Annotated in this window: 11 protein-coding genes and 1 pseudogene; 4 read left to right on the forward strand and 8 right to left on the reverse strand. The window is 62.9% G+C overall.

What is annotated here, in order from left to right:
* A pseudogene (locus QQL28_RS44740) lies at window positions 1-415 on the reverse strand (hypothetical protein); the annotation flags it as partial.
* Window positions 416-593: 178 nt separating this feature from the next.
* Complete coding sequence (locus QQL28_RS44745; RefSeq protein WP_284276185.1) at window positions 594-1,379, reverse strand: transporter substrate-binding domain-containing protein; 786 nt, start codon at window positions 1,377-1,379, stop codon at window positions 594-596.
* 124 nt (window positions 1,380-1,503) lie between these two features.
* Between QQL28_RS44745 and QQL28_RS44750 the strand changes: the two genes are divergently transcribed.
* On the forward strand, window positions 1,504-1,980 hold the full coding sequence (locus QQL28_RS44750) for a DUF1993 domain-containing protein (RefSeq protein WP_431309731.1): 477 nt from the start codon (window positions 1,504-1,506) through the stop codon (window positions 1,978-1,980).
* Between the two features lie 3 nt (window positions 1,981-1,983).
* On the opposite strand, the gene QQL28_RS44755 is transcribed toward QQL28_RS44750, so the two are convergent.
* The 6 genes from QQL28_RS44755 to QQL28_RS44780 all read right to left on the reverse strand — a co-directional run bounded on the left by QQL28_RS44755 (window position 1,984) and on the right by QQL28_RS44780 (window position 8,061).
* Entirely contained in the window at window positions 1,984-2,403 is a 420-nt protein-coding gene (locus QQL28_RS44755; protein WP_284276189.1) for a hypothetical protein, read from the reverse strand.
* Window positions 2,404-2,576: 173 nt separating this feature from the next.
* Complete coding sequence (locus tag QQL28_RS44760; RefSeq protein ID WP_284276191.1) at window positions 2,577-3,566, reverse strand: hydroxyacid dehydrogenase; 990 nt, start codon at window positions 3,564-3,566, stop codon at window positions 2,577-2,579.
* A gap of 36 nt (window positions 3,567-3,602) precedes the next feature.
* A complete protein-coding gene (locus QQL28_RS44765; protein WP_284276193.1) occupies window positions 3,603-4,703 on the reverse strand; it encodes an ABC transporter ATP-binding protein in 1,101 nt (366 codons plus the stop codon).
* Window positions 4,704-4,721: 18 nt separating this feature from the next.
* Complete coding sequence (locus QQL28_RS44770; protein ID WP_284276195.1) at window positions 4,722-5,633, reverse strand: carbohydrate ABC transporter permease; 912 nt, start codon at window positions 5,631-5,633, stop codon at window positions 4,722-4,724.
* The gene (locus tag QQL28_RS44775; RefSeq protein ID WP_284276197.1) at window positions 5,633-6,571 is read right to left on the reverse strand and encodes a carbohydrate ABC transporter permease; all 939 of its coding nucleotides are present in this window, start codon (window positions 6,569-6,571) and stop codon (window positions 5,633-5,635) included. Before QQL28_RS44775 ends, QQL28_RS44770 begins: the two co-directional genes overlap by 1 nt.
* A gap of 149 nt (window positions 6,572-6,720) precedes the next feature.
* Window positions 6,721-8,061 (reverse strand): ABC transporter substrate-binding protein, encoded by a 1,341-nt coding sequence (locus tag QQL28_RS44780; protein WP_284276199.1) that lies wholly within the window; start codon window positions 8,059-8,061, stop codon window positions 6,721-6,723.
* A 460-nt stretch (window positions 8,062-8,521) separates the two neighbouring features.
* Here QQL28_RS44780 and QQL28_RS44785 point away from each other — a divergent pair, with 460 nt between their 5' ends.
* The 3 genes from QQL28_RS44785 (at window position 8,522) to QQL28_RS44795 (ending at window position 10,364) form a co-directional block, all read left to right on the forward strand.
* The gene (locus QQL28_RS44785; RefSeq protein WP_284276200.1) at window positions 8,522-9,304 is read left to right on the forward strand and encodes a Spy/CpxP family protein refolding chaperone; all 783 of its coding nucleotides are present in this window, start codon (window positions 8,522-8,524) and stop codon (window positions 9,302-9,304) included.
* Window positions 9,305-9,406: 102 nt separating this feature from the next.
* Complete coding sequence (locus QQL28_RS44790) at window positions 9,407-9,787, forward strand: response regulator (RefSeq protein ID WP_284276202.1); 381 nt, start codon at window positions 9,407-9,409, stop codon at window positions 9,785-9,787.
* Window positions 9,788-10,097: 310 nt separating this feature from the next.
* Window positions 10,098-10,364, forward strand: a complete 267-nt coding sequence (locus tag QQL28_RS44795) for a PilZ domain-containing protein (protein WP_284276204.1) — start codon at window positions 10,098-10,100, stop codon at window positions 10,362-10,364.
* Window positions 10,365-10,611 lie beyond the last annotated feature (247 nt).

A 10,611-nucleotide genomic window follows, 5' to 3' on the forward strand; every position in this document is an offset into this window, starting at 1 on the left:
CGGGCGGGGCGGGTGGAGCCGGAGGCGGAGCGGCGGCTGCTGGAGCTGGCGCGGGTGCTGCTGCGGGCGCCTGCTCGGCCGCCGGAGGCGGTGTCACGGGAGCCGGCGCGGGATTGGCTGGCGGCTGCGGATCGACCTTGGCCTGTTGGGGCGGCTGCGTGTCCGCCTTGGGCTTGGTATCGGTCTTGCCGTCGTTCTTGACGTCGTTCTTGACGTCGTTCTTGGCGTCGTTCTTGGCGTCGTTCTTGGCCTTCTTCGGCTTGCTCTGGCCGGTGTTGTCGTAGACCCCGGGGATCTGCACCGTGCCGCGGTCGGGGTCGATGCGGATGGTACGGCCGCCATACTCGAAGGTGTATTGCGCTTGCGCGGTCGTGCTCGCCAAAAGAAATGCGGCCAACGCCAACAGCTTCTTCATTGCAATCTCCTGAGCAGGTGGTCCCCGTATCGACCATTACGCCCCGGCCCCGTGGCGAAACGTGATCCAGATCACTTTCAAGCTATGAGTCGTGCTCCCTTCGATCTTGGTTCAATGCGCGCCAACTCGGTCCAAGGTTTGACCGGCGGGCAGCCAAAATGCGGACCATTGCGACACCCTAGTCGAACCAGGCGCCATAGATTTTCTGGTAGCTGCCATCCTCCATGGAGACGTGCAGCCACTGGTCGACGAAGGCCTTCAGCGCGACGTCGCGCTGGAGCCAGTAGGCCTTCTCCGAGAAATCGAACGGCTTGTCCGGATGCACCGCGCAGAGCACGCCCTGATGCTGCTTCTGCTGGTAGCGCGTCTCCGAGGCGTCGGTCATCATCAGGTCGGCATTGCCCTTGGCGATCTCGCCGAAGATCGTGGTGTTATCCGGGAAGACGTTGATGTCGGCGTCCTTGATGTTGGCCCGCGCGAAGCGCTCGTTGGTGCCGCCGGGATTGACGATGACCCGCGTGCCCTTCTTGTCGATATCGGCGAGCGTCTGGTACTTGGCGACGTCGGCGCAGCGCGCGATCGGCGTCTTCCCCTCACGCATGATGGGCGTGGAGAACAGGCCCTTCTTCTGGCGGTCGAAGGTGATGGAGACGCCGCCCATCGCGATGTCGAACTGGTCGGCCTCAAAATCCTTCATCAGCTTGGGCCACGCGGTTGGGACGTACTCGACCTTGACGCCGAGCGCCTTGCCCAGCGCCTCGGCCATATCGACATCGAAGCCGCTGAACTTCTGCGTCGTCTTGTCGAGCGAGGTGAAGGGCCGGTAGTCGCCGGTCATGCCGACGCGCAAGGTACCGCGCTTGATGATCTCATCGAGGCGGGAAGCGGACGTTGTATCCTGCGCATGGGCCGCAAAGCTCATCACCACCGCCGCGGTCAGAACCGCCAGTCGTCGAACGATCATCTCTTTCCCACCCTCGCATGAGCTGCCATGTTGCTCTCGGAAATGCGGATTTAGACCAGATGTCGGCAACAGGCGAGAAGGAATTTTTGAGGTGACGCTCTCCCTCCATGAGATCTCCGTCGGCATGTTCGTGCCGTTCCTGCGCAACCTGTCCGGGCTGCTCGACAAGGCCGCCGCTCATGCCGAGGCGCGCAAGATCGATCCGGCGATCCTGCTGGGCATGCGGCTCTATCCGAACATGTATGATCTGGCGCAGCAGGTGGGCGAAGCGGTCCGCCATGCCGTGGTCGGCTCCGCGCTGCTTGCCGGGCGCGAGCCGATCACGTTTGCCGCCGCGAAACCTGATCTTGCGGAGCAACAGCGGCGCATCGCGGCCGCGGTCGATTTCGTCGAGAGCCTGCCGCGGGCCGAGATCGATGCTGCCGGCGACAAGGACGTCGCCTTCCGCCTGAAAAGTGGCACCGAGCTGCCCTTCACCGGGCGTTCGCTGCTTCTGACCTTCACGGTCCCGCAATTCTTCTTCCACGTCACGACCGCCTACGACATCCTGCGGCACGCTGGCGTCGATCTCGTGAAGAAGGATTTTTTGGGCAGAAGGTGAGGCTTACGCCTCACCTTTGCGTACGATGTCGGCGACCGAGCTGCGGTTGGCGATCTCGTCGCGCAGTGTCTCGAAACGGCGATGCGCCTCGTTCTCGCGCTCGTCGACGAACTGCACCGCAGCTTCGCCCGACATCGGCCCGCTGACCACGGGCGTGGAATACTGGCCGATGGTCTCGTGGACGTAGTAGAGATCGTCCTCGCCGCGCTGCACGGTCCATTTGAACCGCAGCGCCTCCATCGGTCCGGGCCCGAGCTTGCTGTAGCCCTCGGCATCGGCCGGGTGCTCCGGCACCAGCGGCTGCTCGTCGATCGCTTCGATTGCCTCGATCGCTGCGGGCTTCTCGGCCTCGCGCGGTGATTCCGGTTCGAGAATGCTGGCGATCGTCGCCAACGCGTGATCGGTCGGGTCGATGTCTGACAAGGGTCCATCCTCCAAGAGGACGCGCCGGCAATTCTGTCCCACGGCCGGCCGCGACCTGTCACCTTAGGTTGCCTTTGATTAAGGCCAGGTTTGGGCCCGATTGTGCCGAAATGGGACACTCGGTTGGCTTTGGAGAGGCGGATAAATGTCCGCCTCTCGGAAAATCGGGGCGGTCAGCCGAAAACGTCCTGATTGATGACGTTCTGGCGGATCGGATCGCCATCGAGCACGCTCAGGATATTGCGGGCGGTCTGCTCGCTCATGCGATCGACGGCCTCGACCGTGACCCCGGCCACATGCGGCGCCATGATGACGTTCGCAAGCTCGAACAGCGAATGCCCCGAAGGCGGCGGCTCCTGCTCGAACACGTCAAGGCCGGCGCCGGCCAGCCTGCCCGAGGTGAGCGCGTCGTAGAGCGCCTTCTCCTCGACGATGCCGCCGCGCGCGGTGTTGATGAGATAGGCCGTGCGCTTCATCAGGCCGATCCGCGCCGCGTTGAACATACCGACGGTTTCGGGCGTCTTCGGGCAGTGAATGCTGACGAAGTCGGCGCGGGGCAGCGCCGCATCGATATCGGTGACCGGCTCGCAACCGGCAGCCTTGATGTCGGTCGCCGGCTTGTAGGGGTCGTAGACCTGCACGTTCATTTCCATGGCGAGGCAACGCTTGGCGGTGCGGCTGCCGATGCGGCCGAAGCCGACGATCAGCACGGTCTTGCCGTAGAGGTCGAAGGGCAGGATGCCGAGCCGGTCGGCCCATCTGTCGTCCCTGACGCAGGCATGCAGTTCCTGCGCGCGCTTGGCGAGCGTCAGCATCATGAACAGCGCGGCTTCCGCGACCGACGGCGAGTTCGCGCTGCCCGCGACCATCAGCGGCACCTTGCGGCGCGAGAGGGCCGGCACGTCGACCGCGTCGTAACCGACGCCGATCCGAGTCACCACCTTCATGTCGCGTGATGCCTCGAGCTCGGGTTCGCCGAACCGGGTCGCGCCGAGCGCGACGCCATGAACCGGCGCATGCGCCGTCAGCATCGCCTGGAAGTCCGAAGCCGAGATCAGGTTGGAGAACTCGACGAGCTCGATGTCGTCCCGCTGGGTGAGAAGGGCGCGTGCGCCCTTTGACAAAGTTTGCGTGACAAAAATCTTCTTCTTGTTGGTCGCCATCGTCCCCTGCCTGCTCGAGGTTTTCTTGACCGACCGTCACAGCACGAGGCCGGTCGCCTCGTTTAGCAGGTGCATATTGTTGAGGTCCATCGCCAAACGCATGGGTGCCCCGTCCTTGGCGCCGGCATTGGGATTGACGCGGCCGCAGACCGGTGTGCCCTCGAGCGTGAAGTAGACCAGCGTCTCCATGCCCATGGGCTCGGTGACGTCGAGCACGGTGTCAAAGGTCTCGACGCCGGGCTCGAGATGCGCATGCGACTCGGTGAGGTGCTCGGGCCGGATGCCGAGCTGAAGCTTGTCGGCGCGCGGCAGGGCGTTGTAGCGCGCCGCGCGCGCCGGCGGCAGCGGGAAGGCGATGCGGTCCGTGAGGCGTAGGTTGAGCTTTCCGCCGACGTCCTCGAGCAGGCACGGCACGAAGTTCATCGCGGGCGAGCCAATGAAGCCCGCGACGAAGCGCGTCGCCGGCTTGTGGTAGAGTTCGTTCGGCGTGCCGATCTGCTCGATGCGCCCCTTGTTCATGACCACGACGCGGTCGGCCAGCGTCATCGCCTCGACCTGGTCGTGGGTGACGTAGACGGTGGTGGTGCGCACCTTCTGATGCACTTTCTTGATCTCGATGCGCATCTGCACGCGCAGCTTGGCGTCGAGATTGGACAGCGGTTCGTCGAACAGAAACACCTTCGGATTGCGCACGATGGCGCGCCCCATCGCGACGCGCTGGCGCTGGCCGCCCGAAAGCTGCTTCGGCTTGCGGTCGATCAGGTCGGTGATGTCGAGGAGGCGGGCGGCTTCCGTCACGCGCGCCTTGATCTCGGCCTTCGGATAGTGCTTCAGGCGCAGCCCGAACGACATGTTCTCGGCCACCGTCATGTGCGGATAGAGCGCGTAGTTCTGGAACACCATCGCGATGTCGCGATCCTTCGGCGGCACGTCGTTGACGACGTCGCCGCCGATCGTGATGTCGCCGTCGCTGATGTCCTCGAGCCCTGCGATCATTCGCAGCGTGGTCGACTTGCCGCAGCCCGACGGGCCCACCAGCACGATGAACTCGTGGTCGGCGATGTCGAGGTCGATGCCGCGCACCGCCTCGACGTCGTCGTAACGTTTGACCACCTTGCGCAAGGAAACGTCAGCCATGAAACTCCAACCTCTCTTTCAACCCTTCGTCGCGCCGGCCGTCAGGCCGGCAATGTAGTAGTCCATCAGGAAGGCGTAGATGATCAGCGGCGGCGCCGCGCCGAGCAGCGCGCCGGTCATGATCTGGCCCCAGTTGAAGACGTCGCCCTTGATCAGCGTGGTGGTGATGCCCACAGGCAGCACGAGCTGATCGATGGAGGTCGTGAACACCAGCGGATAGAGGAACTGCGCCCAGGACACCGTGAAGGCGAAGATGGTTGCCGCGATCAGGCCGGGCAGCGCCACCGGAATGAAAATCCGCGTCAACGTCTGGAGCCAGGACGCGCCGTCGATGATTGCGGCCTCGTCGAGCTCCTTCGGAATCGAGGCGAAATAGCCGATCATGATCCAGGTGCAGAACGGCACCGTCAGCGTCGGATAGATGAATAGCAGCACGTACCATCTGTTCAGCAGCGTGATGCCGGTCAGGTCCTGGACCAGCGCAAACATCTTGAACAGCGGGATGAAGAGGAGGCTGTCCGGGACCAGGTAGGTCAGGAACACGCCGGTCGCGAGCGTCGCCGAGCCCCAGAACTTCATCCGCGCCAGCGCGAACGCCGCAGGGATGCTGATCAGCATGGTGACGAACACCACCACCAGCGACACGATGGACGAATTCCAGAAGAAGCGGAGGAACTGGTTCGACGTCAGCAGCTCGACATAGTTCGACAGCGTCGGGTGGAACACCCACCATGGATTGGTCGCAGCCGAAATCTCGGCGCTGCTTTTGAGCGAGGTGATCACCATGTAGAGCGGCGGCGTCAGGAAGAAGATCGCAAACAGCACCAGGAAGAAGTAGGACCAGCGCAGCGCCCAGGTGCGGTCCCGGCTCATGCTGCCATATTTGACGTTGCGCCGGGGGCCGGCCTTGTCGATCGCCATCGTGCTCATCAGGCTTCGTTCCCCCGTTTGCTGACGTCGCGCAGGATGAAGATCGCCGCGACGGCGAGGATGGGGACCATGAACAGCGAGACGCTGGCGCCGAGCGGAATGTCGTTGCTCTCGATACCGACCCGGAACGCGTAGGTCGCAAAGATCTGGGTCTGGTCGAGCGGCCCGCCCGAGGTCAGGATTCGGACGATGTCGAAATTGGCGAAGGTGACGATCAGCGAGAACAGCGTCGTGATCGCGATGATGTTGCGCATCATCGGCAGCGTCACGTACCAGATTTTCTGCCACCAGTTGGCGCCATCGATCGCAGCCGCCTCATAGAGCTGGTCGGGCACCGATTTCAGCGCCGCCAGATACATGATCATGAAGAATGGTGAGCCGTACCAGACGTTGACGAGAATGACCGAGAAGCGCGCCCACGCGGCATCGCCGAGCCAGGGGATCGGGCCGACGCCGAAGAATGAGAGCGTGTAGTTGAACGCGCTGTAGGACGGATCGAACAGCCACAGCCAGGCGAGCGTGCTCATCGCCGGCGGGATCACCCAGGGCACCAGCAGCATGCCGCGCCATTTGCGCTGGCCCTTGGCCGGGATGTTGTGGACGAAATGCGCGACGATGAAGCCGATCAGCGCCTTGAAGATCACGGCGGTGATCGCAAAGATGCAGGACTGCTTCACCACCATCCAGAACGTTTCGCGCTTGAACAGGAAAGTGAAGTTGCCGAAGCCGACGAACTTTTGCATCGACTTGTTCAGCGTCGCGAGGTGCATCGAGAAGAGGGCGGGGTAGAGCACGAACAACGCGATCAGCACGATCAGCGGCAGCGTCAGGAAGAACGCCACCATCGACTTCCGCCGCAACGCGTTGTGCAGGCCCGTCCGTTTGCGCGCACCCGTCGTGCCAACGACGCGACCATGCTCGACGATGACATCGGCCATGTCAGTATCCTCGGGTCAAGCTTCCTTGCAGGATGTTGAGCGGTGAAGCCGGCACCCTCATGTCGACTTCATCTGATCACGTTCGTCGAGCGGCGCGTCGCCCTGGCGGCTCACGCAAGGATGCGTGAACCGCCGTGGCACACCCCGGCTTAACTTCGCATGAAGCCTTCGCACTCGCCTTCGGCCCAGGCGAGCGCGGTCTCCATCTTTTCTCCTTGCGCAAAACGCAGCGCCATCTTGGTCAGCGTCGCCTGCGCGTAGATCTGCTGGGCGATCTTCGGCGGCGCAGGAGACGCCGCAATCGACAGCGTCTGATGATTGTAGGGGTTCGGATAGTGATAGAGCGTGCCCTTCGGCGGCCCTTCCTCGGCCCAGGTCTTCAGCGTCGTCATGTTGGCGTAGGCCGGCAGGTCGTAGCCGCCGCTCGCCGCGACGAATTTCTCGATCGATGACGACTGCGACAGATAAGTGAGTAGGCTCTTGGCCGCTTCCTTGTTCTTGGAGAAGCTCCAGAGCCCCCAATAGTAGGGAAGATACGGCGCAAAGCGGCCTTTCGGGCCAGCGGGGAAACCGTGGGTCCAGCATTGCTCGGCGACCTGCGGTGCGTCGCGCTTGGCAACCGCCCAGGCGCTCGGCGGATTCATGATGAGGGCGCCGCGACCCGAGATCAGCCATTTGTTGTTCGAGGCGTCGTCCCAGGACGGTGCGTCCGGCGGCAGGAAGGCGATCAGCTTCTTGTAGTATTCGAGCGCCTGGCGGACCTGATCGGTCTTCACCGTGAGATCGCCCTTGGCATTGACGAGCTCGGCGCCGAACGACTGGAAGATGGCGCCCGCCGTATCGACGCTGTCGGTGGTCTCGCCAAGACCGATGCCGAATGCAAAGCCCGCCTTCTGGCAGGCTTCCGCTGCCTTGAGGAAGGTGTCCATGTTCCAGCTGTCGGCCTTCGGCGGTCCGCCCACCGGGTACAGCTCCGTGACGTCGATGCCGGCGTGCTTCTTCATCAGATCGATGCGTGAGCAAGGCCCCTTGATCTGGCTTCCCGGGGTCGCAGGGACCGCAAGCCATTTGCCTGCGGCCTGGCCGAGATATTTCACGGTGCCGTTCACCTCGCCGTTCTGCTTGATCGCCGGCTCCACGACGTCATTCACCGGCTCCAGCTGCTCGGCATAAGCATGCGGCCACCAGGTGTACATCTGAAGAATGTCGTGACCGGACTTGGCCTGCGCTTCGGCGGCAACGGTCAGCTCGATCTTCTTGTTGTTGCTGGTGATGTAGTCGATCGAGACTTCGACCTTTTCCTTCGCGGCCCATTCGTTGACGAGAGCCCTGGAGCTGTCGTTGGCGCCGGGCACCCAGTGGTCCCAGAAGCCGATCGAGAGCTTGCCGGCGGCGTAGGCGCCGCGCACGTATGGCGCGGTGATCAGGGCTGCGGAGGACATGGCAGTTGCGGCCACAAATTGTCGCCGCGTGAGCTTCTTGCGTGACATCTCGTTTCCTCGCTCTGGCATTCGTTGTTTTGCTTTTTGCGTTTTTTGTTGTTCTTGCCGTCGCCTCGCGTGGCTAGTCACGCGAGCCGCGGAGAATTGGTAGCGCGATCAGATCAGAATTGTTCGCGTCTGTCGAGAAATCCCATGCGAGCATTTCTTGAACTAACGTTGAGTCCAAGAGAGCGGCAGCTTCGCCTCGCGCGCGCGTTGCGGTGTTGAACCTAGACGGCTCCTTTTGCGACGCACACTGTGGTTGGGATGGGCGAGGTTCGTTCGAGCGCAATTACGCCGCAGTTCCGAATAAACCTGAACTAACCGGTTCGCAGGACAGACTTTTCGGATGTGGAGGGGCGCTTCTCGATCTGGACCGGCGCGACGCGAAGACGCTAGAGTTCCGACCGGCAGACCTGTCTGCGATTCCATCCTCCGAACACCCAATCAGATCGACATGGAGACCAGAATGATCAACCCGACGCCGCCTGCGCGGCTTCGCCTGCGACGATGGTTCGCGCTCGGGTCAGTCGTTACCTTTCTGCTGGGCGCCGCTTGCGTCGCCAATGCGCAGGGCCTCGTCAAAGGTGTTCAGGAGGGCGCGGCCGCCGGCAACAAGGCCGCAGGCCCGGTCGGTGGCGTGCTAGGCGGCGCGATTGGCGGCGTGGTCGGTGTCTTCACCGGCGTGCTCGGGGTCGGCAACAACAACCAGGCGCCGGCCAGCAAAGACGCAAGCAAGGACGCGAAGCAGCAGGGGGCCGACAAGGGCGCCGACGCAAAGGGTGCCAAGGACGCCAAGAGCGGCAAGGGCAGCAAGACTGCCAAGGCCGGCAAGGAGGCACCGAAGGAGGCGGCGAAGGACGTCACCGTTCTCACCCAGAATGGCGCATCGCAACTTACGGCCGAGCAGATCGTCGCCAACAGTGATTCCTATATCGAGCGGATCAAGACCGAGTTGAACCTCACGCCTGACCAGGAGAAGCACTGGTACGGTTTCTCCAGCGCCATGCACTACCTCGGGCATAATGGTGCGGAGCGGCTCAACCTGCGGATTGCCCGCGCCAAGCGCGATCCGCCGGACGACATCATCGAGCAGATGCGCAACGAGGCGCAGTTCCTCATCGACCGCGCTGCCGACCAGCGCAACGTCGCCGATGCCGCCGAGCCGCTGTACTCGAGCCTGGACGACAAGCAGAAGGAAGTCTTCATCCAGGAGATGGTCCACCTCAGCCACGAGCGCGGCCTGGATTGATCCGCGTTTGAATAAGATTTGTCGCGCTCGGTTGCCACGAACTCGTGAATCCTCGCGGCGATGCGGTTATGATTAGCTGCAAATGATCGCTGCGGGGTTAATATGACGACGGGCGCACTCTCCGTTTTCCTGGTCGAAGACGAGGCGTTGATCCGGATGATGATTGCCGACATGGTGGAGGAGCTTGGCCACCATGTCGTCGCTGAAGCCGACAATGTTCAGGACGCGAGCGCCTTCGCGATGACGGCGCAATACGATTTCGCCATTCTCGACATCAATCTCATGGGGCTTTACGTCGATCCCGTCGCCGACCTGATCGAGCGTCGCGGCAAGCCGTTTCTGTTTGCCACGGGTTACGGACCGGAGTTGCTGCCGTCCTTGCTCCGGCGCAGGCCTATCCTGCGCAAGCCGATTTCGATCGACCAGCTCAAGGCGATTATCGAGTCTCTTTTTCCCGTCGCCCCGAAAAGCGGATCGGCCTGACGTCCGCTTGGGGCGAATAGCCGGGCAACCTTGCCCTGGGGTAGGTGGAAGGCACTGCGCCCGGCTATCCTGCCGCAGCGGCGCGGCCGGCCCAATTCGTCACGGGAACTTGAAAAAAAGCGGACCGATTCGCGCCCGACCTGTGGCCGAGGTGCGGTCTTGTCGGGAACCTATGCCGAGGGCGCGCGATTGGCTTTCGCGCGAGCCGCCATCCCATTGCATCGCACAATGAAATGACGCTGGGGAAACCCGGGGATCGTGCAATTTGTTTAGGCAATCCGGCTAGGCTTGGATCAAAGGCAGACGGTGCATGGACGACAAACGAAAGTATCCGCGTATCGACATCGAAGAGCTGGCCTATGTCTCGTCGGGCGGCTCGGTGATGAGCTGCGTCGTGCGCAACATCTCACCTGCCGGCGCGGCGATCGACGTCGACAATCCCGCCTTCGTCCCCCAGCGTTTTCGCCTCGTCATGGCCAAGGATTCCTCGGTCCGCGATTGCCGGGTTATCTGGATCCAGAAGAACCGGATCGGGCTCGCCTTCGTCGACCCAGAGGAGGCGGCGCGCCGGTCCTGAGCTCCGCGAGAAATGCGCCGCTGTGCGAGGGCAAAGGTGCTAGCGTTGCGGGCCGACAGAATGGACAAGACGGACGGTAGCTCGCGATGACGCCGGAGCCTGCAATCATCTGCCTGGGGTGCTGGCAGAACCTGCACATGCCGATCCCGCTGCCGATTCCGAGGGCATCGCGCGCACCGTACCGAGTTGATGGCGTGCAGGGTTCCGAAATGATCGCGCGCGGCGTTCCGAGCATTCTCCGCGCAGC

It is taken from the genome of Bradyrhizobium iriomotense, assembly GCF_030160715.1.
Taxonomy (GTDB): Bacteria; Pseudomonadota; Alphaproteobacteria; order Rhizobiales; family Xanthobacteraceae; genus Bradyrhizobium; species Bradyrhizobium iriomotense.

Bases quoted from the DNA above. Each gene is read 5' to 3' on its own strand.
- QQL28_RS44750 (WP_431309731.1), top strand. From the start codon at position 1,504: ATGTTCGTGCCGTTCCTGCGCAACCTGTCCGGGCTGCTCGACAAGGCC.
- QQL28_RS44775 (WP_284276197.1), bottom strand. From the start codon at position 6,571: ATGGCCGATGTCATCGTCGAGCATGGTCGCGTCGTTGGCACGACGGGT.
- QQL28_RS44770 (WP_284276195.1), bottom strand. From the start codon at position 5,633: ATGAGCACGATGGCGATCGACAAGGCCGGCCCCCGGCGCAACGTCAAA.
- QQL28_RS44765 (WP_284276193.1), bottom strand. From the start codon at position 4,703: ATGGCTGACGTTTCCTTGCGCAAGGTGGTCAAACGTTACGACGACGTC.
- QQL28_RS44785 (WP_284276200.1), top strand. From the start codon at position 8,522: ATGATCAACCCGACGCCGCCTGCGCGGCTTCGCCTGCGACGATGGTTC.
- QQL28_RS44745 (WP_284276185.1), bottom strand. From the start codon at position 1,379: ATGATCGTTCGACGACTGGCGGTTCTGACCGCGGCGGTGGTGATGAGC.
- QQL28_RS44780 (WP_284276199.1), bottom strand. From the start codon at position 8,061: ATGTCACGCAAGAAGCTCACGCGGCGACAATTTGTGGCCGCAACTGCC.
- QQL28_RS44795 (WP_284276204.1), top strand. From the start codon at position 10,098: ATGGACGACAAACGAAAGTATCCGCGTATCGACATCGAAGAGCTGGCC.
- QQL28_RS44760 (WP_284276191.1), bottom strand. From the start codon at position 3,566: ATGGCGACCAACAAGAAGAAGATTTTTGTCACGCAAACTTTGTCAAAG.
- QQL28_RS44790 (WP_284276202.1), top strand. From the start codon at position 9,407: ATGACGACGGGCGCACTCTCCGTTTTCCTGGTCGAAGACGAGGCGTTG.